The sequence below is a fragment of the Streptomyces sp. NPDC051051 genome (assembly GCF_040682975.1).
Taxonomy (GTDB): domain Bacteria; phylum Actinomycetota; class Actinomycetes; order Streptomycetales; family Streptomycetaceae; genus Streptomyces.
On record NZ_JBFBCB010000008.1, the window covers coordinates 153086 to 176316 of the forward strand.

Here is a 23231-nt window from a genome sequence, read left to right on the forward strand (position 1 = left end):
CGCTCGTCCGGCCGGTCCCCGGCCGGACGTTCCGCCGGCCCACCCATGACAACGTCCGGGGGTTCCCGAGCCGACCGGAAGCAACGGATCAGGCCCGTACAGGCGTCCTGCCGGGTGAATGGAGGCCTTTCGGCGGCCCGGGACCGACGGTACGTCACACTCCTTGCGCCGTCGCACGGTAGCCTCGCCATCAACGTGGCTGCCGCCACAGCCGCCATGCCAGCCAGCAAGACTGTCCCGCTCTGTCCGGAGGTACCGGTGACGACACGTGGAGTTCTGTACGTGCACTCCGCGCCGCGCGCGCTGTGCCCGCACGTCGAGTGGGCCGTCGCCGGGGTGCTCGGCACACGCGTCAGCCTCGACTGGATCCGGCAGCCCGCCGCGCCCGGCACCTGGCGCTCGGAGTTCTCCTGGCAGGGCGAGGCCGGCACCGCCTCCAAGCTCGCCTCCGCCCTGCGCGGCTGGCACCTGATGCGCTTCGAGGTCACCGCCGAGCCGTGCGCCACCGCCGAGGGCGAGCGCTACAGCTGCACCCCCGACCTCGGCATCTTCCACGCCGTCACCGGCATCCACGGTGACATCCTCATCCCCGAGGACCGCCTGCGCGCCGCCCTGACCCGCTCCCAGCGCGGCGAGACGGACCTGGAGGCGGAGGTCGCCAAGCTCCTGGGCAAGCCCTGGGACGACGAACTGGAGCCGTTCCGCTACGCCGGCGAGGGCGCCCCGGTGAGGTGGCTCCACCAGGTCGTGTGACACGCGACGCCCCGGGCCGGGGCACCGAGCGCGAAGAACGCGAAGAAGGGGCCCCACCTCTCGGGTGGGGCCCCTTCACACACGTACAGGCGGTTCTCAGACCGTCCGGAACGCCAGCACCACGTTGTGCCCGCCGAACCCGAACGAGTCGTTCAGCGCGGCGATACGGCCCTCCACGGGCAGCTTGCGCGCCTCGCCGCGGACGATGTCCGCGTTCGCCTCGGCCTCGGGGTCGAGGTTCTCGACGTTGATGGTCGGCGGAGCCACCCGGTGGTACAGCGCGAGGACCGTCGCCACCGACTCCACACCGCCGGCGCCGCCGAGCAGGTGACCGGTCATCGACTTCGTCGCCGAGACCGCCATGTGGTCGGCGTCGTCGCCGAACACCTTGCGCAGCGCCTTCAGTTCGGCCACGTCACCGGCGGGCGTCGACGTCGCGTGCGCGTTGACGTGCACGATCTCCGCCGGGTCGAGGTCGGTGCGGTCCAGCAGGTTCTGCAGGGCGTGCGCGATGCCGCGGCCCTCCGGCTCCGGCTGCACGATGTCGTGGGCGTCGGCGGAGATGCCCTGGCCGACCGCCTCGGCGTACACCCGCGCCCCGCGCTTGGCGGCGTGCTCGGCGGACTCCAGGACGATCACACCGGCGCCCTCACCGAGCACGAAGCCGTCGCGCGCGGTGTCGTAGGGACGCGAGGCGCCCTGCGGGTCGTCGTTGTTCTTGGACATCGCCATCATGTTGCCGAACGCGGCGATCGGCAGCGGGTGGATCGCCGCCTCCGTACCGCCGGCGACGACGACGTCGGCGCGGCCCGTACGGATCATCTCGATGGCGTAGCCGATGGCCTCGGCACCCGACGCGCACGCCGAGACCGGCGTGTGCACACCCGCGCGGGCGCCCACGAGCAGACCCACGTTGGCGGACGGGCTGTTCGGCATCAGCATGGGCACGGTGTGCGGGGAGACGCGGCGGACGCCCTTCTCCTTCAGCACGTCGTACTGGTCCAGCAGGGTCGTCACACCGCCGATGCCGGAGGCGATGACCGCGCCGAGCCGGTCCGGGTCCACGGTGGCACCCGACGCGGCGTCGGACGTCCCGTCGGCCGTCCTCGGCGCGAAACCGGCGTCCTTCCAGGCCTCCTGAGCCGCGATCAGCGCGAACTGCGCCGAGCGGTCCAGCTTGCGGGCCTGCGGCCGCGGGATGACCTCGGTGGGCTCCACGGCGATCTGCGCCGCGATACGGACGGCCTGGTCGGCCGCCCAGTCCTGCTCCAGGGGCGTGACGCCGGACTTGCCGGCGACCAGACCCTCCCAGGTAGAGGCTGCGTCGCCACCCAGCGGTGTGGTTGCGCCGATACCGGTGACGACCACGGTGCGATTGGTCGGGCTCACGGGAATTCTTTCTCCAACGATCGGGATTCAGCGGCGCCACCGCCGGGTGGCGGGGCAGGCCGGATCATCCGGCCCCAGCAGTGGCTCTAGTCCTGGTGCTTGAGGATGTAGTTCGTCGCGTCGCCGACCGTCTTGAGGTCCTTGACGTCCTCGTCGGGGATCTTGACGTCGAAGCGCTCCTCGGCGGCGACGACGACCTCGACCATGGACAGCGAGTCGACGTCCAGGTCGTCGGTGAAGGACTTGTCCAGCTGGACGTCCTCGACCGGGATACCGGCGATCTCGTTCACGATCTCCGCGAGACCGGCGACGATCTCTTCCTGAGTGGCGGCCATGTCGGCGCTCCTTCGTTGGTGTTCCAGAGGGTGTGGCATTGGGTGTCTTCCGTTCCGGACCGCATGATCCGGCACGGAGTGCCTAGGGGAGGGTAACGACCGTCGCGGCGTACACGAGACCCGCCCCGAATCCGATGACGAGCGCGGTGTCGCCGCTCTTGGCCTCGCCGGTCGCCAGGAGCCGCTCCATGGCGAGCGGGATCGAGGCGGCCGAGGTGTTTCCGGTGGTCCGCACGTCACGCGCGACCGTGACGGACTCCGGCAGCTTGAGGGTCTTCACCATCGAGTCGATGATCCGCTCGTTGGCCTGGTGCGGGATGAAGACGTCCAGGTCGGCGGAGCTTATCCCGGCGGCGTCCAGCGCCTGCTGGGCGACCTTCGCCATCTCGAACACGGCCCAGCGGAACACCGCCTGGCCTTCCTGGGTGATGGCCGGGAACTTCGCGACCTCGCCGTCGCGGTAGTCCGTCCACGGCACGGTCTGCTTGATGGTCTCCGACTTGTCGCCCTCGGAGCCCCACACCGTCGGGCCGATCGCCGGCTCCTTCGACGGGCCGACCACGACCGCGCCCGCGCCGTCACCGAACAGGAAGGCGGTGGCCCGGTCCTCCAGGTCGGTCAGGTCGGACAGCCGCTCCACGCCGATGACCAGGACGTACTCGGCGGAGCCCTCGACGATCATGCCCTTGGCGAGCGTCAGGCCGTAGCCGAAGCCCGCGCAGCCCGCCGAGATGTCGAAGGCGGCGGCCTTGTCCGTGCCGAGCTTGTCGGCGATCTCGGTGGCCACGGCCGGGGTCTGCTTGAAGTGCGACACGGTCGAGACGACCACGGCGCCGATCTGCGAGGCGGTGATCCCGGCGTCGGCGATCGCCTTGCCGGACGCCTCGACCGACATGGCGGCGACGGTCTCCTCGTCGTTCGCCCAGTGCCGCGTCTCGATGCCGGAGCGCGAGCGGATCCACTCGTCGGACGAGTCGATCGTCTCGAGGATCACCTCGTTGGGCACCACCCGGGTGGGCCGGTAGCCGCCCACGCCGAGGATGCGCGCGTACGGGGCGCCCTTGCTGGGCTTGATCTTCGCCATGCTCGTCGGCTCCTTGTCAGGCACTGTGCTCGGCGATGACCTCGCGGGCCGCGTCGAGATCGTCGGGGGTCTTCAGCGCCAGCGTCTTCACGCCGGGCAGGGCGCGCTTGGCCAGACCGGTGAGCGTACCGCCGGGGCACACCTCGATCAGCGCCGTCACGCCGAGCTGCCGGAAGGTATCCATGCACAGGTCCCAGCGGACCGGGTTGGCGACCTGGCCGACCAGCCGGTCGAGGACCTCGGCGCCGGTGGCCACCGTGCGCCCGTCCTTGTTGGAGACGTAGGCGGTCCTCGGGTCGGCGGGGGACAGCTCCTTGGCGGCGGCGGCCAGCGTCTCGACCGCGGGGGCCATGTGGTGCGTGTGGAACGCGCCCGCGACCTTCAGCGGAACGACCTTGCGGACGCCCTCCGGCTTGTCCTCGTTCAGCACGGCGAGCTGCTCCAGCGTGCCCGCGGCGACGATCTGGCCGGCGCCGTTGACGTTCGCCGGGGTCAGCCCCAGCTTCTCCAGGTGCGCCACGGAGACCTCGGGGTCGCCGCCGAGCAGCGCCGACATGCCGGTCGCGGTGATCGCGGCGGCCTCGGCCATGGCCAGGCCCCGCTTGCGGACGAGGGTCAGCGCCGCGGTGTCGTCGAGGACGCCCGCGAAGGTGGCGGCGGTGATCTCGCCGACGCTGTGACCCGCGACCGCGCCGGGGGCCACGTCGCCGAGCGCCGCGGCCGACAGGATTCCGGCCGCGACCAGCAGCGGCTGCGCCACGGCGGTGTCACGGATCTGGTCCGCGTCGGCCTGGGTGCCGTAGTGGGCGAGGTCCAGTCCGATGGCGTCCGACCACGCGCCGACACGGTCGGCGGCGCCGGGCAGTTCGAGCCAGGGGGTCAGGAAGCCGGGCGTCTGTGCGCCCTGGCCGGGAGCGACGAGTACGAGCACTCTCACACTCTCTCTTGGGGACGGGCACGGCCGCCCGTGGGGACAGGGACGAAGAACGGCAGGGGGTTTTGTGGGCCCCCGACAAAACGCTAGCTCTTGGGGTCTCCGTCGACGAGACGCCCCAGGATCAGCGCGATGCGCAAGGTGAACGCAGAGCGTACATCCGACGGTGACCAGCCGGTGACGTCAGTCACACGTCGAAGCCGGTAGCGCACGGTGTTGGGGTGGACGAACAGCATCCTCGCCGCGCCCTCCAGACTGGACGCCTGTTCCAGGTAGACGGCGAGCGTCTCCAGGAGCGCCGAGCCCGCCTCCTCCAGCGGTCTGTAGATCTCCTCCACCAACTGCTCGCGCGCGCCGGGATCACCGGCGATGGCGCGTTCCGGCAGCAGATCGTCCGCCAGCACCGGGCGCGGCGCGTCCTGCCAGGCGGAACACGCCTTGAGCCCCGCCGCGGCGGCCTGCGCGGACCGGGTCGCGGCCAGCAGGTCGGGCACCACGGGGCCCGCGACGACCGGCCCCGCCGCGAACGGCCCGATCAGGGACTTGGCCACGGCCATCGGATCGTCGCTGCCGCCGGCGATGACGACGAGACGGGAGCCGAGCACCCCGGTGAGCACCTGGAGCTTGGCGTGTCGCGAAGCCCGCCGGATCGCCTCCACCGTCAGCTCGGAGTCCCCGTCCGGCGCCGTTCCGAGGACCACGCACACGTGCTCGGGCGCGTTCCAGCCGAGGGCGGCGGCCCGGCTGACGGCACCCTCGTCGGCCTCCCCGCTGAGCACGGCGTTCACGACGAGCGACTCCAGCCGCGCGTCCCACGCGCCGCGCGCCTCGGCGGCCTGGGCGTAGACCTGGGCGGTGGCGAACGCGATCTCGCGGGCGTACACCAGGAGCGCCTCGCGCAGCACGTTCTCGTCGCCGGGGGCGGCGACCTCGTCGATCGCGCTCTCCATCACCTCGATGGTGGTGCGCACCATCTCGACGGTCTGACGCAGCGTGATGGCCCGGGTCAGCTCGCGCGGCGCGGTCCCGAACACGTCGGTGGAGATGGCCTGCGGGGCGTCGGGACGCCGGAACCACTCCGTGAACGCGGCGATGCCCGCCTGGGCCACCAGCCCGATCCAGGAACGGTTCTCCGGGGGCATGGCCCGGTACCACGGCAGCGTCTCGTCCATGCGCGTGATGGCCTGGGCGGCGAGGCTCCCGGAGGACTTCTCCAGCCGCTTCAGGGTCGCGAGGTGCGTGTGGGCTGCGGGTGCTGCGGCTCGGTTGTCGTGGATTTCGGGTTCGGGCACGTGCACAAGACTGCCTCATCGGGACCCGCGCGTGCGTGGGCGGGTCACGGGTGCGGTCACCGCCCGGCCGGCGGCGGGTCTACCGTGGTCGGCGTGATGGACGTACGCCGCGCCGACGAGCGCTACCCCGGCGGGGACCCGGCGGCCGGCATCGAGACCCGGCACGCCTTCTCCTTCGGCCCCCACTACGACCCCGGCAACCTCCGCTTCGGCGCCCTGATCGCCTGCAACGAGGAGCGTCTGGCGCCCGGCGCCGGCTTCGCCGAACACCCCCACAGCCACACCGAGATCGTGACGTGGGTGGTCGAGGGCGAGCTGACCCACCGCGACTCGGCCGGGCACGAGACGCGGGTGCGCCCCGGCGACGTGCAGCGGCTCAGCTCGGCGGCCGGGGTGCGGCACGTCGAACGCAACGACGGCACCGGGCCGCTGACCTTCGTGCAGATGTGGCTGGCCCCGTCGGCGCCGGGCGGCGAGCCGGCCTACGACCTCGTCCGCGGCATCGCCGACGCCACGCCGTACGCCGTCCCGGAGGCGGGCGCGATGCTGCACGTACGGCGGCTGGCGGCGGGGGAGCGGACCGCCGTGCCGGACGCGCCGCTGGTCCACGTCCACGTCGTCGGCGGCGCCGTCCGGCTCGGCCCGCACGAGCTGGGACCGGGGGACGCGGTGCGCGCCACCGACGAGAAGGACCTGGACCTGGTGGCCGGGGCGGGCCCGGCCGAGGTGCTGATCTGGGCGATGGAGGCCTGAGCGGGCCTACTCCTCGGCGCCGGGGTCCTCCGCGTTGCGCCACACCGTGATGTCCACCGACACGTAGTCGCTGGGGTCGTTCTCCGGTGCGCTGCCCTTGAAGGTGACCAGGGCGATGTGGCCGGAGGAGCTGTGCACGCACATCTGCGATCCCTTGGACACCTGGGAGAGCTTGATCTCCTTGGTGTACCGGGTCTCGGCGCGGCAGGTCGCCAGCGAGCCCTTCTGGGCGTTGTTCAGCAGGACGACCTTCTCGCCGCTGCTGCCCAGCAGGGGGTCGTTGTCCCAGCCGCCGGCGTCGTAGTAGTAGAGGTCGCTGTCCGACTCGTAGCGGGGGCTGCTGCCGTCGGGGGCCTCGAACGGCTTCGGCGGCGAGTCCGCGAACCGCACGGAGTAGCTCTCGGGGATGTTGACGCCCCGGTAGGTGACGGGAGTGGGGTCGGGCTGTGTCCGGGTGCTCTCCGAGCCGGTGCCGCTGCCGGTGCCTCTGCTGGTGCCGCCGCTGGTGGCGGAGCTGTCCCCGTAGGAATCCGACGAGTCTCCGAGGTCGCCGAGGGCCGACGCGCAGCTGCCGAGCCAGAACAGGCCCATCACCACCCCGGCGGCGATCGCGATCCACTTGCCGGCCTGGTTCCGCTTCGGCGGCAGCGGCAGCGGCCGCCAGGCGGGCTGCTGGTGGGCGAAGGGCGGCCGCGGCGCGGTCGGCGGGCCGTACGACGGCGGGAACGGGGCCTGCGGCCCGGGCAGCGGGACGACGGGGCCGAACGAGGGCGTCGCCGGCACCTGCGGGGCGGCGGTCGTGGGGGCCGCGTGCACGGGCGTGGACGCCGGGGTGTGCGTGGCCGGGTCGGCCCGGGTGACCGGCGCCGTGGGCACGGGCGCGGCCGGGGCGGCGGTCGGGGCCGACGCCAGCGCGGCCGACGCCGACACCCGCTGGGTGATCTGCGCGGCGATGGCCTCCGGCAGCCACGAGCCGGACTGGCGCAGCGGCGTCGGCGACGCCTCCTGGCACAGGGCGATGATCTCGGCGGGGGAAGGGCGTTCGGCCGGGTCCTTGGCCAGGCAGCGGGCGATGAAGCCGAGCTGCTCGGCGAGCCCGTCGAGATCGGGTTCCTCGTGGACGATCCGGTACAGCACCGCGTGCGAGGGCCCGTCCCCGTACGCCCCGGTGCCGCGCGCCGCGAACACGGCCACCTGACCGAGCGCGAACACGTCCGAGGCGGCCGTGACCTTCTTGCCGGCGGCCTGCTCGGGCGACATGAACGCGGGGGTGCCGATGGAGACGCCGGTACCGGTCAGCGCGGTGGCGTCGGCGGCGCGGGCGATGCCGAAGTCGATGACCCGCGGACCGTCCGAGGCGAGCAGCACGTTGGACGGCTTGAGGTCGCGGTGGACGATGCCCGCCCGGTGGATCACCGACAGCGCCTCGGCCATCCCCGCGAGCAGCAGCAAAACCGAGCCCGCCGGCAGCGGCCCGTGCTCGCCGACCGCCGAGGCCAGCGACGGCCCGGCCACGTAGGCGGTGGCCAGCCAGGGCCGGTCGCCCTCGGTGTCGTAGTCGATGACCGGTGCGGTGTAGAGGCCCTGCACGCGCTGCGCCGCCTGCACCTCCTGGCGGAACCGGCGGCGGAACTCGGGGTCCTCGCTCAGTTCCGGACGGATCGTCTTGAGCGCGATCGGGTGCCCGCCGGGCGTGTACGACAGGTACACCGTGCCCATGCCGCCCGCGCCGAGCCGTGCCGCCAGCCGGTAGCTCGCCACCGACGTCGGGTCACCGCTCTCCAACGGGCGGAAGTGACCGCCCGGTTGAACGCCTGTCATTGCTCTCCCCCGAGATCCGCGCAGTGGGTGCTGTCCGCAGAGGGAGGTTAGCGGAGGGGGTCAGCGTCCGGGACCGGAGCCCCGCACCTCGCCGAGCACCGCGTCGGTGAACGCGGGCCACGCCTGGACCGCCCACGGTCCGAACGCCCGGTCCGTCAACGCCACCGCGGCGGCCCGGACTTCGGGATCGACCCACAGGAACGTGCCGGACTGCCCGAAGTGCCCGAACGTCCTCGGTGAGGACGAACCACCGGTCCAGTGCGGCGACTTGGCGTCCCGGATCTCGAAGCCGAGTCCCCAGTCGTTGGGGTTCTGGTGGCCGTACCCCGGCAACACCCCCTTGGTGCCGGGGTATTGGACGGTCATCGCCGCCGCCACCGTCCGCGGGTCCAGCAGCCGCGGCGCCTGCACCTCGGCGGCGAACCGCAGCAGGTCCTCGACCGTCGACACGCCGTCCTTCGCGGGCGAGCCCTCCAGCGAGGTCGCGGTCATCCCCAGCGGCTCCAGCACCGCCTGCCGCAGGTACTCCGCGAACGGGATGTCCGTCGCCTCGGCGATGTGGTCCCCGAGCTGCTCGAAGCCGGCGTTGGAGTACAGCCGCCGGTCCCCGGGCGGCGCGGTCACCCGGTGCTCGTCGAAGGCCAGCCCGGAGGTGTGCGCGAGGAGGTGGCGGACGGTCGCCCCGGGCGGCCCGGCCGGCTCGTCCAGCTCGATCGCCCCCTCCTCGTACGCGACGAGGGCGGCGTACGCGGCCAGCGGCTTGGTCACGGAGGCCAGCGGGAAACGCCGGCCGACCGGGCCGTGTGTGCCCAGGACCGTACCGTCGGCCCGGACGACACCCGCCGCGGCGGTCTCCACCGGCCAGTTCTCGATCGACGCCAAGCTCTTCAAGGACATGACGTCGAGACTAAGCGGCTCACAGCGACAGCCGCATCGAGGGGTCGGTGTCCCGGGTGAACCCCAGGGACGCGTACAGCGGCTCGGCCGCGGGCGACGCGTTGAGCAGCACGTGGCCGGCGTCCCGCTCCCGGAACCACTCCAGCAGCGTCGCCATGCACGCGCGGGCGTACCCCCGGCGCCGGGCGTCCGGGTCGGTGGCGACGCTGAAGACGTAGCCGACCGCGCCGTGCGGATTGTCGGCCCGCCCGATCCGGTAGTCGATCGTCCCGGCCACCAGCGCGGCGAGCGCGCCCGGCCGCTCCGGGTGGTCGACGACGAACGCGGCGAAGTCCCCGTCGGGCTCGGCGAGCCGGGCCCGCACGGTGGGCAGGGACTCGGCGTGCCACCCGGCGGAGGTGGGCGCGGACGCCGTCGAGTCGATCATCACCTGGCGCAGCCGAAGCAGTTCCGGGGCGTCCTCGGGAAGGGCGCGGCGTACGGAGTCCATGCCCCGCACGATAACCACCGCGCCCCGGCGCGTCCTGTCGATTTCTCACCGGGTTCGCTTGCTTCGAGTGCGCTCCAAGGCCCTAGTTTTGAGGTCATGACGGTGATGGAGACCACGGGTACCAGGACCGACAGCTGCGCCGCCACGCCCCGGGCCGCCCGGCGCCCGGACGGCCGGGACAGCTACACGATCAGCGAGGTCGTCGCCTTCACCGGCCTGACGGCGCACACCCTGCGCTGGTACGAGCGGATCGGCCTGATGCCGCACGTCGACCGCTCCCACACCGGCCAGCGCCGCTACAGCAACCGCGACCTGAACTGGCTCGACCTCGTCGGGAAGCTCCGGCTCACCGGCATGCCGGTCGCCGACATGGTGCGGTACGCGGAACTGGTGCGCGAGGGCGACCACACGTTCACCGAGCGCTTCGAGCTTCTGGAGGCGACCCGCCGGGACGTGCGGGCGCGGATCGCCGAGCTCCAGGACACGCTCGCCGTACTCGACCGGAAGATCACGTTCTACTCGGACGCCACCCAGGCGTACGAAGCGGAGAGGACCCGATGACCGACAGCAGGATCCCCACGGCACGACTCGGCGACGCGGGCCCCCGGGTGGGCGTCCAGGGCCTGGGCTGCATGGGCATGAGCTTCGCCTACGGCCCCTCGGACGCGAAGGAGTCACGGGCCGCCCTGGACCGCGCCCTGGAGCTGGGCGTCACCCTGTACGACACCGCGGACGCGTACGGCGCCGGCTCCAACGAGGAGTTCCTCGCCCCGTTCTTCAGGGCGCACCGCGACGAGGTCGTCATCGCCACCAAGTTCGCCCTGTCGATCCCCGCGGACGACCCGACCCGCCGGGTCGTCCGCAACGACGCGCCCTACGTCCGCCGGGCCGTCGAGGCCAGCCTGAAGCGCCTGGACGTCGACGTCATCGACCTCTACTACATGCACCGGCGTGATCCGCGGGTGCCGATCGAGGACACCGTCGGCGTGATGGCCGAGCTGGTGAGCGAGGGCAAGGTCAGGCACCTGGGCCTGAGCGAGGTCACGGCCGACGAGCTGCGGGCCGCGCAGGGCGTGCACCCGATCGCCGCCGTGCAGTCGGAGTGGTCCCTGTTCAGCCGGGACATCGAGGACCGGGTGGTGCCGGCCGCCCGTGAGCTGGGCGTCGCGCTCGTGCCGTACTCCCCGCTCGGCCGGGGCTTCCTCACCGGCTCCTTCGCCGACGCCGACAAGGACCTCACCGCCGACGACTTCCGCCGTCAGCAGCCCCGCTTCACCGGCGAGAACGCGGCGGCCAACGCGGCCCTGCTGGAGCCGGTCCGCGCGGTCGCCCGGGCCCACGACGCCACCCCGGCCCAGATAGCGCTGGCCTGGGTCCAGCACCGGGCCGGCGTCCACGGCCTGCCGGTGATCCCGATCCCGGGGACGCGGAAGGCGGGCCGGGTGGAGGAGAACCTCCGGGCGACGGCCCTCGAACTGACCGCGGACGAGCTGGCGCTCCTGGAGCCGATCGCGGGCAAGGTCGCGGGCGACCGGTACGCGGACATGACGTTCACCTCGGCCGGCCGGGAGGCCCGCTCCTGACGGAGGCCCGCTCCTGACGGAGGCCCGTCACAGCTCCGCGAGCAGCTCCGCCTTCTTCGCGGAGAACTCCTCGTCGGTGACCAGCCCGGCCCGGTGGAGTTCGCCGAGGTGACGGATCCGCTCGGCCACGTCCGCCGGGCCGCGGCGCGGGCCCGGGGCCGCCACCGCGGCCCCGGGCCGGCGCTCGCGCACCGCGGCCAGCACGGCCGCCGCGAACGGCAGCGACTCGTGCACCGCGCCGTAGCCCAGCCCGAACACCACGGCGGCCGGGTCCTGGTCCGGCTGCGCCGGCGGGTCCTCCGCACGCAGCAGCCGCAGGTACCCCTCGAAGACCTCGGGGGAGCGCCACTCCACCCCGCTCAGCTCGGACGCGGCGAAACTCTGGTCGCCGGCCTTCCACTTCGCGGACGAGGCGCCCGTCCAGAACCAGCGGAACCGCACGGTCCGCCCGTCGAAGGACGCCTTCGCGTCGTACGCCTTGAACGACAGCGGCACCTCCGGCGCGGCCACCAGGAACCTCTCGGCCGGCCCGGACTCCGTCAGCCCCGCGCGCAGCTCGTCGGCGTAGTACTCCGCGAGCGCGTCCCGCTCGGCGGGCAGCACCAGCCGGTACGGGTCCGAAGGCTCCTTCAGCTGCCCCGCCGCGGCCTCGGTCAGCGGATCGGCGCCGGACCGCGGCGTGATGCGCAGCACCACCGTCCCGCGCTTCCCCGGTTCGAGCGTGACCGCCTCGACGGCCGCCAGCGGGATGCGGCGCTCGCCCAGCGCGGAGAACAGCTTGGGTGTGCGGATACCCCGTTCGTAGCGGATGAGGACGGAGTCGGACTCGAACTCCCAGGCGGCATGAAATCCGGCCAGTACGTCACCCATGCGGCTCATCGTATGCGGCACCCGCTCCTTCGTCCCCTCCCCGCGCGCACCGCAATTCCTGCGTCTCTACGCGCGTCCGGCCGTCGTCGTGCCGGACAGATCCTCCCGGCACGCGTCGTTCTCGTCGGCGCACCGCACCGCGTCGTAGGCGCCGGTGCCGATGTCCGCGAAGTTGCGCAGGCTGTCCGTGCCGGGCACGAAGTAGCCTCCGTGACCCTCGGCCTCGCGGGCCGACAGCACCCGCGCGCCGAACCCGGCCGCCACCGGATCCTCGCCGTGCCCCAGACCGCCGAGTTCCAGGTAGGGCACGTCCTGCACCCAGTCGTCGGAGTCCCGCATCGCCCACACCCGGGCGTCGGTGTCCAGCTGTGCGGCGTTCTCCACCCGCATCCCGGGGCTGCCGGCGACGGCGATGTCGGCCACCCGGCCCGGCAGGGTGCGCGCGGCGACCCCGCACACCACGGAGCCGTAGCTGTGGCAGAACAGGGAGACGGGGGAGCTGCCGGGCAGCCCGCGCACCAGGGCGTCCAGCCGTACGGCGCCGCGCTCGGCGCGCATCGCGGTGGCCGAGTCGATGCCGAGCCCGGCCGGCGAGGTGTAGTCGGCCCAGGCGATGACGGCCGTCCGCGTCGTGGGGCGCACCTCGCGCTCGGCCGCGTACAGCGCCTCGGCCATGCCGACGGGCGCCGAGTACCTGCGGTTGGTGCGCTGGAAGGTGAGCAGCGCCGTGTCCACGCCGGGGACGACGACGGAGATGCGTTCGGCGCGGTCGAGGTCGCCGAACACCTCGGCGACCCGGCCGGTGCCCTCCGGGTCGAAGGCGAGGATCTGGCGGTCGGCGTCGGTCATCGACTCGAAGCGGTGCATGCGCCGCCCGGCCTCGTACTGCCCGGCGGGCGAGAGCCGCGTGTCCCGCATCCGGGCCCGCTCCACCCCGATCTGCTCCTGGAGCGCGATGCGGTTGGCGCGGTAGCGCAGCCCGGCGGGGGCGCCGTTCATGTTGCCGACGGCGAGGGGGTAGCGCTCGGCGAGCCCGGCGCGCTGGCCTGCGGTCAGCGAGGCGAAGAACGCCGAGAGCCGGTCCGGGGCCGCCTGCGGGTCGGGCAGCCGGCGCCCGGCGACCCGGCCGTGCTCCCATGCGGTGAGCGAGGCCTTGAGTGCGGGGGTTCCCCCGTGCCGGTGCACGGCGGTCCAGCCGGTGGTCGCCAGCATCACGAACACCACGGCCAGTGCGAGCAGCGCGCGCCATGCCGTCAGTTGTGGGGAGGTGTGGAAGGAAGTCACTGGGAGGACACACTAGGAGAACGAGAAGGTCTCGGGCGACATGAGTGACGCGGATCACGTTTTGCCCGGGGTGTCGACGGGGCACGCGACCCCTCAGGCTCTGTGTCCTTCGCCGGTCGGGCGGGGTCCTCGCGCGACGGCGCGCATCGGCGGCGGACCGCCCCCGCGCACCGGCGGGCCGTGCCTCACGATCCGGCGCGCCAGCCGCCCAGCAGGGCCGGCCCCACCTGGTCGAGGTACCGGGACGTGAGATCGCGCATCCCCTCCAGGCCGGAGTCCCCGCCCGCGGCCCACTGCCGTTCCGTCACCCGCATCACCGCGCCGAAGAGGGCCACCGCCAGCCGCGGCCGGGGGTCGGCGTCCACGTCGAGCCCCTCCCGTTCCGCGAGCACCCGCGCGATCGCCTCCTCGGTCTCCGCGGAGCGCCGCAGATGGGCGGCGAGCAGGACCGGGGTCGACTCGATCACCCGGTACATGCGCAGGTACAGCTCGACGGGCACGATCGACTCGACGGCCTCGCTGAGGGAGCTCCAGCCCTCCAGGACCGCCTGCCGCAGGGCCTCCATCGGCGCCTCGTGGGCCGGGCGGGCCCGCACCCCCTCGACGAAGCGCGCCACCGTGATGCCCTCCAGGGCGAGGGCGGCCTCCTCCTTGCCGGCGAAGTAGCGGAAGAAGGTGCGCTGCGAGACGTCCACGGCCTGCGCGATCTCGTCCACGGTCGTCCGCTCGTACCCCTGCGAGGTGAACAGACCGACGGCCGCCCGCAGCAGCTCGTCACGGGTGCGGCGCTTCTTCATCTCCCGCAGCCCCGGCCGCGGCGCGGTGGTCTCCATGCGCCCTTCTCCTTCCGCCGGCCGCCCTTCGGGCGAGGGGCGGGTGACGTGTCAGTTGCCGACTTGTGAATCAGTTTGTCATCTGTCAGCGGCTGTCATTAGCCTCGAACACATGACTAGTCAGACCACCATCGACACGACGGGACCGGCGGACGAGTCGCCCTCCACCCCGTCGGACCAGCCACCGGCCAAGGGGCTGCGCGGCCACCCGTGGTTCACGCTCATCACCGTCGCCGTCGGGGTCATGATGGTGGCCCTCGACGGCACGATCGTGGCCATCGCCAACCCGGCCATCGCCAAGGACCTCGGCGCCACCTTCGCCGAGGTGCAGTGGATCACCAACGCCTACTTCCTCGCCCTCGCGGTCTCCCTCATCACCGCCGGCAAGCTCGGTGACCGCTTCGGCCACCGCCAGACCTTCCTGATAGGCGTCGTCGGCTTCGCCGCCGCCTCGGGCGCGATCGGCCTGTCCGACAGCATCGCGCTCGTCGTCGCCTTCCGCGTCCTGCAGGGCCTGTTCGGCGCCCTGCTCATGCCGGCCGCGCTCGGTCTGCTCCGCGCCACCTTCCCGGCCGAGAAGCTCAACATGGCCATCGGCATCTGGGGCATGGTCATCGGCGCCTCCACCGCCGGCGGCCCGATCCTCGGCGGCGTCCTCGTCGAGCACGTCAACTGGCAGTCGGTGTTCTTCATCAACGTGCCCGTCGGCGTCCTCGCCGTCGCACTGGGCGCGGTGATGCTGCTCGACCACCGTGCCGAGAACGCCCCCCGCTCCTTCGACATCCTCGGCATCGTGCTGCTCTCCGGCGCGATGTTCTGCCTCGTGTGGGCCCTCATCAAGGCCCCGGAGTGGGGCTGGGGAGACGGCCTGACCTGGGCGTTCATCGGCGGCTCCGCGGTCTTGTTCGCGGGCTTCGCCGTCTGGGAGAACTTCGTGGCGGAACCGCTCATTCCGCTGGGTCTGTTCCGTTCGGTGCCGCTGTCCGCCGGTGTCGTCCTCATGGTCATGATGGCCATCGCCTTCATGGGCGGCCTCTTCTTCGTGACGTTCTACCTCCAGAACGTGCACGGCATGAGCCCGATCGACGCCGGCCTGCACCTGCTCCCGCTCACCGGGATGATGATCGTCGGTTCCCCGCTCGCGGGCGCGATGATCACCAAGGTCGGTCCGCGCATCCCGCTGGCCGGCGGCATGCTCTGCGTGGCGGTCGCCATGTTCGGCATGTCCACCCTGGAGAAGGGGACCGGCAGCCTGGCGATGTCCGTCTGGTTCGCCCTGCTCGGCCTCGGCCTCGCCCCCGTCATGGTCGGCGCCACCGAGGTCATCGTCGGCAACGCCCCCATGGAGCTGTCCGGAGTCGCCGGCGGCCTCCAGCAGGCGGCCATGCAGATCGGCGGCAGCCTCGGTACGGCCGTCCTCGGTGCCGTCATGGCCTCCAAGGTCGACAGCGACCTGGCCGGCAACTGGACCGACGCCGGCCTGCCCGCCCTCACCCCGGACCAGCTGGGCCGGGCCTCCGAGGCGGTCCAGGTGGGTGTGCCCCCGGTGGCGAAGGGCACGCCCCCGGGGATCGCCGCGAAGATCACGGACGTCGCCCACGACACCTTCATCTCCGGGATGAGCCTCGCGTCGCTCGTCGCGGCCGGGGTCGCGGCGGTCGCCGTGTTCGTCGCGCTGCTCACCAAGCGGGGCGAGAACGCGGAGTCGGGCGCCGGAGTCGGTCACATCTGACGGGACGTCGGAGGGATTCCTCATCGGGGTGACGACACCAAGGGTCTCTCGCCTCGGGCGCGCGCCGCAGGTCACAGTGGGTCAAGTCCTCCGGAGGGGAGGGCGGTCGAGGCCGCGGCGCGCTGCCGGAGGGGGGACAGCGCGCCCGCGCCTGTTTCCGGTCACTGCATAACCGGCGTCAGAGGGGTACCCGGACCATCGAAGCAGCCCCAGGATCAAGGGAGTTGATGATGGCGGGCTTCGGACACGGAACGCGCAGGCACCCCCGCTCACGTGGCCGGACGTGGTCACGGACCGGGCCGGACAGCGCGACGCTCGGCATTGTCGGCCTGGTCTGCGCGGTCGCCGGATTCTTCGCGCTGGGGATCGTTCTCGGCCCCGCGGCGATCGTCTGCGGCTGGTTGGCCATGGGCCGCAGCTGGGCGGGTCCCCGCCCGGTGCCGGCCCTGGTCGCCGTGGTCCTCGGCGCGATCGACACACTGCTCGCGCTGGTGTGGCTGACGGGCGCGGGGATGACGGGCAACGGACTGCTCTGAGGCGAGGGCGCCCGCGGGGGTGTCCTCGCCCCCGCCGCCCCGCCCCGGGCCCGCGGCCGTAGCCCGCAGGCCCCGCTTCGGCCGGAACACCCCCGCCCTCAGACGCCGGACGGGCTCTTGTGGCCGGCCGGGTCGGGTGGACGGGACCGCAGGGCCGCCACCTCCGCCCGCAGGGCGCGCACCTCGTCCGTGAGGGTGCGGATCGCCTCCGTGTGCTCGCGTTCCTCCCTGTCGTCCTTCTCGAACCGCTCGATGAACCACGCGGCGATGTTCGCGGTGACCACACCCAGCAGCGCGATCCCGGACAGCATCAGCCCGACGGCGATCATCCGCCCCAGTCCCGTGGTCGGCGCGTGGTCCCCGTACCCCACGGTCGTCATCGTCGTGAACGACCACCACAGGGCGTCATCCAGCGTCCGGATGTTCCCTTCCGGGGCCTCCCGCTCGACCGACAGCACCGCGAGCGATCCGAAGACCAGCAGCCCCGCCACGGAACCCGCGACGTACGTCGTCAGCCGCACCTGCGAGGCCATCCGGGCGCGCTGCCCCACCAGCAGCAGGGTCGACACCAGCCGCAGCAGCCTGAGCGGCTGGATCAGCGGCAGCAGCACCGCGAACAGGTCCAGCCAGTGCGTGCGGACGAACGCGCGGCGTTCCCCGGCCAGCGCCAGCCGGACGGCGTAGTCCACGGCGAAGGCCGCCCACACCCCCCACTCCGTCCAGGCGCACGCGGACCGCAGCGCCGGTCCGGCCGCGGTGTGCACGATGGGCACGGCGTAGGCGACGGCGAACACCACGGCCAGTGCCAGCAGCGGCCGCTGCGTCCGCCGCTCCCACCGGTCCCGCACCGATTGCTGATCCATGCCCGCATCGTAAATAACGGACAAGGGCGGCGGGGCCGTCAGGCCCGCCGCCCTTGTCCGTCCGGCCGCGGCCGGCGGCTACGCGTCGCCGCCCGCCGCCCCCGGATCGGCCGACGCCACGTCCAGCAACTGGTACCGGTCGATGGCCTGCTTCAGCGCCGACCGGTCGACCTTGCCCTCCTTGGCCAGCTCGGTCAGCACCGCGAGCACCACCGACTGCGCGTCGATGTGGAAGAAGCGGCGCGCGGCCCCACGGGTGTCCGCGAAGCCGAAGCCGTCCGCGCCCAGCGACTGGTAGCGCCCCGGCACCCAGCGCGCGATCTGGTCCGGCACCGACCGCATCCAGTCGGAGACGGCCACGAACGGCCCCTGCGCCCCGGTCAGCTTGCGCGTCACGTACGGCACGCGCTGCTCCTCCTCCGGGTGCAGCAGGTTGTGCCGCTCGACCTCGACGGCCTCGCGCCGCAGCTCGTTCCACGAGGTCGCCGACCAGACGTCGGCGCGCACGTCCCACTCCTCGGCGAGGATCCGCTGCGCCTCCACGGCCCAGGGGACGGCCACGCCCGAGGCGAGGATCTGCGCCGGGATCGACCCCGAGGTGCCCCGGCTGAAGCGGTGGACGCCCTTGAGGATGCCCTCGACGTCCACGTCCTCGGGCTCGGCCGGGTGCTGGATCGGCTCGTTGTAGACGGTCAGGTAGTAGAAGACGTCCTCGCTGTCCGGGCCGTACATCCGGCGCAGGCCGTCCTGGACGATGTGCGCGATCTCGAAGCCGAACGCCGGGTCGTACGCCACGCAGCCCGGGTTCGTCGAGGCGAGCAGCTGCGAGTGCCCGTCGGCGTGCTGGAGGCCCTCACCGGTCAGCGTCGTACGGCCGGCGGTCGCGCCCAGCACGAAACCGCGCGCCAGCTGGTCCGCCATCTGCCAGAACTGGTCGCCGGTGCGCTGGAAACCGAACATCGAGTAGAAGACGTACACCGGGATCAGCGGCTCGCCGTGCGTGGCGTACGCCGAGCCGGCCGCGATCAGCGAGGCCGTGCAGCCCGCCTCGGAGATGCCGTCGTGCAGCATCTGACCGGTCGGCGACTCCTTGTACGCGAGCAGCAGCTCACGGTCGACCGACTCGTACTGCTGGCCCAGCGGGTTGTAGATCTTCGCACTCGGGAAGAACGAGTCCATGCCGAAGGTGCGGTACTCGTCCGGCGCGATCAGCACGAACCGCCTGCCCAGCTCCTTGTCCCGCATGAGGTCCTTGAGGAGCCGCACGAAGGCCATGGTCGTGGCGATGGACTGCTGGCCGGAGCCCTTCTTCACCGACGCGTACGTCTTGTCGTCGGGCAGCGGCAGCGGCCGGGCGCGCACGACCCGGGTCGGGACGTACCCGCCGAGCCCCTTGCGCCGGTCGTGCATGTACTGGATCTCCTCGGAGTCGCGCCCCGGGTGGTAGTACGGCGGCGCGCCGCCCTCCAGCTCCTTGTCGGAGATGGGGAGGTGGAGCCGGTCGCGGAAGCCCTTGAGGTCGTCGACCGTCAGCTTCTTCATCTGGTGCGTGGCGTTGCGGCCCTCGAAGTTGGGCCCCAGGGTCCAGCCCTTGACCGTCTTCGCCAGGATGACCGTCGGCTGGCCGGTGTGCTCCACGGCCGCCTTGAACGCCGCGTAGATCTTCCGGTGGTCGTGGCCGCCTCGGCCCAGGTGCAGGATCTGGTCGTCGGTCATGCCCGCGACCATCGCGCGCAGCCGGTGGTCGTCGCCGAAGAAGTGGTCCCGGATGTACGCGCCGGACTCGGTGGCGTAGGTCTGGAACTGGCCGTCCGGGGTGGTGTTCATCTTGTTGACGAGGATGCCGTCGCGGTCCTGGGCGAGCAGCGGGTCCCAGGTGCGGTCCCAGATCAGCTTGATCACGTTCCAGCCGGCGCCCCGGAAGACCGACTCCAGCTCCTGGATGACCTTGCCGTTGCCGCGCACCGGGCCGTCGAGCCGCTGGAGGTTGCAGTTGACGACGAAGGTCAGGTTGTCCAGACCCTCACGGGCGGCGATGGTCAGCTGGCCGAGCGACTCGGGCTCGTCCATCTCGCCGTCGCCGAGGAAGGCCCACACGTGCGACTTCGACGTGTCGGCGATCCCGCGCGCGTGCATGTAGCGGTTCATCCGCGCCTGGTAGATCGCGCCGATCGGCCCGAGGCCCATCGACACGGTCGGGAACTCCCAGAAGTCCGGCATCAGCCGCGGGTGCGGGTACGAGGACAGCCCGTACGGCGCCTTCGACTTCTCCTGGCGGAACGCGTCGAGGTTCTGTTCGCTCAGCCGGTCGAGCATGTACGCGCGCGCGTAGATGCCGGGGGAGGCGTGACCCTGGAAGAAGACCTGGTCGCCGCCGTCGCCCTCGTCCTTGCCGCGGAAGAAGTGGTTGAAGCCCACGTCGTACAGCGAGGCCGAGGAGGCGAACGTGGCGATGTGGCCGCCGACGCCGATCCCGGGCCGCTGCGCGCGCGAGACCATCACGGCCGCGTTCCAGCGGGTCGCGTTGAGGATCCTCCGCTCGATCTCCTCGTTGCCCGGGAAGAACGGCTCGGCCCGCGTGGGGATGGTGTTGACGTAGTCCGTGCTGCGCATCTCGGGCACGGCCACGCGCTTCTCGCGGGCCCGTTCGATCAGGCGCAGCATGAGGTAGCGGGCCCGCTCCCGGCCGCGCTCGTCCACTGCGGCGTCGAGGGAGTCGAGCCACTCCTGGGTTTCCTCGGGGTCGAAGTCAGGAACCTGACTCGGAAGGCCGCCAATGATGATCGGGTTGCGATCGGATCCGGAAGCCACGCTGGTCCTTACCTGTCAGAGGGGCTGTGGGGCTGTGGGGCTCTGGGGGATGTGCGGCAGGCTGGTGTCCCGTTCGTTCTCCCGTACCTGCACCGCCCCCCATCGTGTACCTAGGCGCCGCAAACGTCATCTCTACCCCGAGGTAACCGGCACCTGTCCGAGTCTCGTACCCTTGGATGGTTCTCAAATACGCAAACGGGGCACATAGGTGTGGTGCACGTCACCCATCGTCCCGATCGCGTGCCTGGAGTTGCGGCGACACCGCCAGGATCGTCACCGTTTCGGCGGTCCGAACCGCCGGGTACTTGCGCGATCCGCCCCGCCCGTGTGGACTACGGCCAATGCTTCGCGCACGCGCGTGGCTGAGTTATTCCCGAAACATGATCAGGAGGCAACCCGTGAGCGCGACCGCGGACCACGCGGAGGAGCGGACGAGCCCTGCCGTCAGGCTGGGGTTCCAGCCCGAGCAGGTGGTCCAGGAGATCGGCTACGACGACGACGTCGATCAGGAGCTCCGCGAGTCCATCGAGGAAGTCATCGGCAGCGACCTGGTGGACGAGGATTACGACGACGTTGCCGACGCCGTGGTGCTCTGGTTCCGCGACGATGACGGAGACCTGACGGATGCGCTGGTGGACGCCACCACGTACATCGAAGAAGGCGGCTCGATCCTCCTCCTGACGCCGAAGACCGGCCGGACGGGATACGTGGAACCGAGCGACATCTCCGAAGCCGCGACGACGGCGGGCCTGTCGGCCAGCAAGAGCGTCAGCGTGGGCAAGGACTGGAGCGGCAGCCGGCTGGTGACGCCCAAGGCCGCCAAGTCCAAGAAGTGACCTCGTCCCCCGAAGTGACCTCGTCGAGGTAGCGGAGATCCGCGACGACCTCTCGACCCCCGTGGACGGGCCGATTCCCCATCGGCCCGTCCACCGGTGCGTGGGGGCCGCTGCGTAGGGTGGTTCCCGGCGTTCCGGGTGGGTTCTCACCCGAATGCCGCAACCGGCTCCGGCGAAGCCCCAGGAAAGGGTTCCAGACGATGGCGATCCAGGTCGGCGACAAGGCCCCCGACTTCGAGCTCAAGGACAACCACGGCCGCTCCGTGAAGCTGTCCGACTTCCGCGGCAGCAAGAACGTCGTCCTGCTCTTCTACCCCTTCGCCTTCACCGGTGTGTGCACCGGCGAACTGTGCGAGGTCCGCGACAACCTGCCGAAGTTCTCCGAGCGCGACACGCAGGTGCTCGCCGTCTCCAACGACTCCATCCACACCCTGCGCGTCTTCGCCGAGCAGGAAGGCCTGGAGTACCCGCTGCTGAGCGACTTCTGGCCGCACGGTGAGGTCTCCCGCGCCTACGAGGTCTTCGCCGAGGACAAGGGCTGCGCGGTGCGCGGCACCTTCGTCATCGACAAGGAGGGCGTCGTGCGCTGGACCGTCGTCAACGCGCTGCCCGACGCCCGCGACCTCGGCGCCTACGTCGCGGCACTCGACGCGCTCTGATCCCGGCCGCCCCGGCCGCTCCGGCCGCCCCGCATCCGGTGCCGGGCCGGGGCCGACACCCGGTGATTCTTCGGCTCCAGGGCCTGCGAGGGGCGGGAACCCCTCACTAGGATCGAATCGTTGATCCGATATCCGACGCACGAGGGGCTCCCCGCCCCCGGACACCAATGGAGGACTCGTGGGAGTCAGCCTCAGCAAGGGCGGCAATGTCTCGCTGACCAAGGAGGCCCCGGGCCTGACCGCGGTCATCGTCGGTCTGGGGTGGGACGTGCGCACCACGACCGGCACCGACTTCGACCTGGACGCCAGCGCGCTGCTGCTGGACGCTTCCGGCAAGGTCGCCAGCGACGCCAACTTCGTCTTCTTCAACAACCTCAAGAGCCCCGACGGTTCCGTCGAGCACACCGGCGACAACATCACCGGTGAGGGCGAGGGCGACGACGAGCAGATCAAGGTCAACCTCGCGGGCGTACCGGCCGAGGTCGAGAAGATCGTCTTCCCGGTCTCGATCTACGACGCCGAGAACCGCCAGCAGTCCTTCGGCCAGGTGCGCAACGCGTTCATCCGCGTCGTGAACCAGGCCGGCGAGGCGGAGATCGCGCGGTACGACCTGAGTGAGGACGCCTCGACGGAGACCGCCATGGTCTTCGGCGAGCTGTACCGGCACGGCGCGGAGTGGAAGTTCCGGGCCATCGGCCAGGGCTACGCCTCGGGCCTGCGCGGCATCGCGCAGGACTTCGGCGTCAACGTCTGAGCCGATCCCCCTGGGACGCCGTCTCCCATGACCCGACGGCTTCGTCCGGCGCCGCACCGTTTACGGGCGGCGCCGGACGTGCAGGACAACCGAAGAAGCACGACCAAGGGGAGGACCAGCACATGGGCGTCACGCTCGCCAAGGGAGGAAACGTCTCCCTGTCCAAGGTCGCGCCGAACCTCACTCAGGTGATGGTCGGCCTCGGCTGGGACGCGCGCTCCACCACCGGAGCCCCCTTCGACCTGGACGCCAGCGCGCTGCTGTGCACCGGCGGACGGGTCATGGGGGACGAGTGGTTCGTCTTCTACAACCAGCTCACGAGCCCCGACGGCTCGGTGGAGCACACCGGGGACAACCTCACCGGTGAGGGCGACGGCGACGACGAGTCGCTCCTCGTCGACCTCGGCAAGGTGCCCGCCCAGTGCGACAAGATCGTTTTCCCCGTCTCCATCCACCTCGCGGACGAGCGCGGCCAGACCTTCGGCCAGGTCAGCAACGCCTTCATCCGGGTCGTCAACCAGGCCGACGGCCAGGAACTCGCGCGGTACGACCTCAGCGAGGACGCCTCCACCGAAACGGCCATGATCTTCGGCGAGCTCTACCGTTACCAGGGCGAATGGAAGTTCCGTGCGGTGGGCCAGGGGTACGCGTCAGGACTGCGGGGTATCGCTCTAGACTTCGGAGTCAACGTTTCGTAAAGCCGCGTACGGCGCGGGGGAAAC

The 23231-nt window shown here is 71.7% G+C and carries 23 protein-coding genes; 10 read left to right on the top strand and 13 right to left on the bottom strand.

The features are described 5' to 3' along the window. The first annotated feature begins 258 nt into the window (after window positions 1-258). A complete protein-coding gene (locus tag AB0N31_RS09155) occupies window positions 259-753 on the top strand; it encodes a DUF3145 domain-containing protein (protein ID WP_366057746.1) in 495 nt (164 codons plus the stop codon). 96 nt (window positions 754-849) lie between these two features. On the opposite strand, the gene AB0N31_RS09160 is transcribed toward AB0N31_RS09155, so the two are convergent. From AB0N31_RS09160 to AB0N31_RS09180, 5 genes are all read right to left on the bottom strand, one after another. Further along, window positions 850-2142, bottom strand: coding sequence for a beta-ketoacyl-[acyl-carrier-protein] synthase family protein (locus AB0N31_RS09160; RefSeq protein ID WP_366057747.1), 1293 nt, complete (start codon window positions 2140-2142; stop codon window positions 850-852). 86 nt (window positions 2143-2228) lie between these two features. Continuing rightward, on the bottom strand, window positions 2229-2477 hold the full coding sequence (locus AB0N31_RS09165; RefSeq protein ID WP_366057748.1) for an acyl carrier protein: 249 nt from the start codon (window positions 2475-2477) through the stop codon (window positions 2229-2231). Window positions 2478-2559: 82 nt separating this feature from the next. Further along, window positions 2560-3561, bottom strand: a complete 1002-nt coding sequence (locus AB0N31_RS09170; protein WP_366057749.1) for a ketoacyl-ACP synthase III — start codon at window positions 3559-3561, stop codon at window positions 2560-2562. Window positions 3562-3577: 16 nt separating this feature from the next. Next, window positions 3578-4492 carry an ACP S-malonyltransferase gene (locus AB0N31_RS09175; RefSeq protein WP_366057751.1) on the bottom strand — a complete coding sequence of 305 codons (915 nt, stop codon included), beginning with the start codon at window positions 4490-4492 and terminating at the stop codon, window positions 3578-3580. A gap of 89 nt (window positions 4493-4581) precedes the next feature. Continuing rightward, the gene (locus AB0N31_RS09180) at window positions 4582-5787 is read right to left on the bottom strand and encodes a helix-turn-helix domain-containing protein (RefSeq protein WP_366057752.1); all 1206 of its coding nucleotides are present in this window, start codon (window positions 5785-5787) and stop codon (window positions 4582-4584) included. A gap of 93 nt (window positions 5788-5880) precedes the next feature. Here AB0N31_RS09180 and AB0N31_RS09185 point away from each other — a divergent pair, with 93 nt between their 5' ends. Continuing rightward, complete coding sequence (locus AB0N31_RS09185; RefSeq protein WP_366057753.1) at window positions 5881-6540, top strand: pirin family protein; 660 nt, start codon at window positions 5881-5883, stop codon at window positions 6538-6540. A gap of 6 nt (window positions 6541-6546) precedes the next feature. On the opposite strand, the gene AB0N31_RS09190 is transcribed toward AB0N31_RS09185, so the two are convergent. Genes AB0N31_RS09190 through AB0N31_RS09200 form a run of 3 tightly spaced genes read right to left on the bottom strand, consistent with a single transcriptional unit; the run spans window position 6547 to window position 9748 of the window. Continuing rightward, the gene (locus AB0N31_RS09190) at window positions 6547-8361 is read right to left on the bottom strand and encodes a protein kinase (RefSeq protein ID WP_366057754.1); all 1815 of its coding nucleotides are present in this window, start codon (window positions 8359-8361) and stop codon (window positions 6547-6549) included. A gap of 60 nt (window positions 8362-8421) precedes the next feature. Continuing rightward, window positions 8422-9258, bottom strand: coding sequence for a serine hydrolase domain-containing protein (locus AB0N31_RS09195; protein WP_366057755.1), 837 nt, complete (start codon window positions 9256-9258; stop codon window positions 8422-8424). 19 nt (window positions 9259-9277) lie between these two features. Then, window positions 9278-9748 carry a GNAT family N-acetyltransferase gene (locus tag AB0N31_RS09200; RefSeq protein ID WP_366057756.1) on the bottom strand — a complete coding sequence of 157 codons (471 nt, stop codon included), beginning with the start codon at window positions 9746-9748 and terminating at the stop codon, window positions 9278-9280. 96 nt (window positions 9749-9844) lie between these two features. On the opposite strand from AB0N31_RS09200, the gene AB0N31_RS09205 reads away from it, so the two are divergent. Together AB0N31_RS09205 and AB0N31_RS09210 are read left to right on the top strand one after the other, a co-directional pair. Then, window positions 9845-10309, top strand: a complete 465-nt coding sequence (locus tag AB0N31_RS09205) for a MerR family transcriptional regulator (protein ID WP_366057757.1) — start codon at window positions 9845-9847, stop codon at window positions 10307-10309. Then, complete coding sequence (locus AB0N31_RS09210; protein ID WP_366057758.1) at window positions 10306-11331, top strand: aldo/keto reductase; 1026 nt, start codon at window positions 10306-10308, stop codon at window positions 11329-11331. The genes AB0N31_RS09205 and AB0N31_RS09210 overlap by 4 nt, the downstream gene beginning before the upstream one ends. Before the next feature lie 27 nt (window positions 11332-11358). On the opposite strand, the gene AB0N31_RS09215 is transcribed toward AB0N31_RS09210, so the two are convergent. From AB0N31_RS09215 to AB0N31_RS09225, 3 genes are all read right to left on the bottom strand, one after another. Continuing rightward, window positions 11359-12210: a DUF4429 domain-containing protein gene (locus tag AB0N31_RS09215; RefSeq protein ID WP_366057759.1), complete on the bottom strand. Its 852-nt coding sequence runs from the start codon at window positions 12208-12210 to the stop codon at window positions 11359-11361. A gap of 57 nt (window positions 12211-12267) precedes the next feature. After that, window positions 12268-13485 carry an alpha/beta hydrolase gene (locus tag AB0N31_RS09220; protein ID WP_366057760.1) on the bottom strand — a complete coding sequence of 406 codons (1218 nt, stop codon included), beginning with the start codon at window positions 13483-13485 and terminating at the stop codon, window positions 12268-12270. A gap of 185 nt (window positions 13486-13670) precedes the next feature. Continuing rightward, window positions 13671-14318, bottom strand: a complete 648-nt coding sequence (locus AB0N31_RS09225; protein ID WP_366057761.1) for a TetR family transcriptional regulator — start codon at window positions 14316-14318, stop codon at window positions 13671-13673. Window positions 14319-14430: 112 nt separating this feature from the next. Between AB0N31_RS09225 and AB0N31_RS09230 the strand changes: the two genes are divergently transcribed. After that, window positions 14431-16050, top strand: a complete 1620-nt coding sequence (locus tag AB0N31_RS09230) for an MFS transporter (protein ID WP_366057763.1) — start codon at window positions 14431-14433, stop codon at window positions 16048-16050. A 227-nt stretch (window positions 16051-16277) separates the two neighbouring features. Continuing rightward, window positions 16278-16586, top strand: a complete 309-nt coding sequence (locus AB0N31_RS09235; protein WP_366057764.1) for a small hydrophobic protein — start codon at window positions 16278-16280, stop codon at window positions 16584-16586. 98 nt (window positions 16587-16684) lie between these two features. Here AB0N31_RS09235 and AB0N31_RS09240 read toward each other — a convergent pair whose 3' ends face one another. Then, window positions 16685-17449, bottom strand: a complete 765-nt coding sequence (locus AB0N31_RS09240) for an ion channel (protein WP_366057765.1) — start codon at window positions 17447-17449, stop codon at window positions 16685-16687. A gap of 78 nt (window positions 17450-17527) precedes the next feature. After that, window positions 17528-20260, bottom strand: coding sequence for a pyruvate dehydrogenase (acetyl-transferring), homodimeric type (gene aceE / locus AB0N31_RS09245; protein ID WP_366057766.1), 2733 nt, complete (start codon window positions 20258-20260; stop codon window positions 17528-17530). Between the two features lie 398 nt (window positions 20261-20658). Here aceE and AB0N31_RS09250 point away from each other — a divergent pair, with 398 nt between their 5' ends. From AB0N31_RS09250 to AB0N31_RS09265, 4 genes are all read left to right on the top strand, one after another. Beyond that, window positions 20659-21096, top strand: coding sequence for a DUF3052 domain-containing protein (locus AB0N31_RS09250; RefSeq protein WP_057583034.1), 438 nt, complete (start codon window positions 20659-20661; stop codon window positions 21094-21096). A gap of 200 nt (window positions 21097-21296) precedes the next feature. Next, entirely contained in the window at window positions 21297-21755 is a 459-nt protein-coding gene (locus tag AB0N31_RS09255; protein WP_366057767.1) for a peroxiredoxin, read from the top strand. Window positions 21756-21933: 178 nt separating this feature from the next. Beyond that, on the top strand, window positions 21934-22509 hold the full coding sequence (locus AB0N31_RS09260; protein ID WP_366057768.1) for a calcium homeostasis/redox stress adaptation protein: 576 nt from the start codon (window positions 21934-21936) through the stop codon (window positions 22507-22509). Window positions 22510-22631: 122 nt separating this feature from the next. Beyond that, window positions 22632-23207, top strand: coding sequence for a TerD family protein (locus tag AB0N31_RS09265; RefSeq protein WP_366057769.1), 576 nt, complete (start codon window positions 22632-22634; stop codon window positions 23205-23207). Window positions 23208-23231: the final 24 nt, after the last annotated feature.

Bases quoted from the DNA above. Each gene is read 5' to 3' on its own strand.
- AB0N31_RS09205 (WP_366057757.1), top strand. From the start codon at position 9,845: ATGACGGTGATGGAGACCACGGGTACCAGGACCGACAGCTGCGCCGCC.
- AB0N31_RS09200 (WP_366057756.1), bottom strand. From the start codon at position 9,748: ATGGACTCCGTACGCCGCGCCCTTCCCGAGGACGCCCCGGAACTGCTT.
- AB0N31_RS09255 (WP_366057767.1), top strand. From the start codon at position 21,297: ATGGCGATCCAGGTCGGCGACAAGGCCCCCGACTTCGAGCTCAAGGAC.
- AB0N31_RS09195 (WP_366057755.1), bottom strand. From the start codon at position 9,258: ATGTCCTTGAAGAGCTTGGCGTCGATCGAGAACTGGCCGGTGGAGACC.
- AB0N31_RS09265 (WP_366057769.1), top strand. From the start codon at position 22,632: ATGGGCGTCACGCTCGCCAAGGGAGGAAACGTCTCCCTGTCCAAGGTC.
- AB0N31_RS09190 (WP_366057754.1), bottom strand. From the start codon at position 8,361: ATGACAGGCGTTCAACCGGGCGGTCACTTCCGCCCGTTGGAGAGCGGT.
- AB0N31_RS09240 (WP_366057765.1), bottom strand. From the start codon at position 17,449: ATGGATCAGCAATCGGTGCGGGACCGGTGGGAGCGGCGGACGCAGCGG.
- AB0N31_RS09165 (WP_366057748.1), bottom strand. From the start codon at position 2,477: ATGGCCGCCACTCAGGAAGAGATCGTCGCCGGTCTCGCGGAGATCGTG.
- AB0N31_RS09215 (WP_366057759.1), bottom strand. From the start codon at position 12,210: ATGAGCCGCATGGGTGACGTACTGGCCGGATTTCATGCCGCCTGGGAG.
- AB0N31_RS09230 (WP_366057763.1), top strand. From the start codon at position 14,431: ATGACTAGTCAGACCACCATCGACACGACGGGACCGGCGGACGAGTCG.
- AB0N31_RS09210 (WP_366057758.1), top strand. From the start codon at position 10,306: ATGACCGACAGCAGGATCCCCACGGCACGACTCGGCGACGCGGGCCCC.
- AB0N31_RS09170 (WP_366057749.1), bottom strand. From the start codon at position 3,561: ATGGCGAAGATCAAGCCCAGCAAGGGCGCCCCGTACGCGCGCATCCTC.
- AB0N31_RS09225 (WP_366057761.1), bottom strand. From the start codon at position 14,318: ATGGAGACCACCGCGCCGCGGCCGGGGCTGCGGGAGATGAAGAAGCGC.
- AB0N31_RS09235 (WP_366057764.1), top strand. From the start codon at position 16,278: ATGATGGCGGGCTTCGGACACGGAACGCGCAGGCACCCCCGCTCACGT.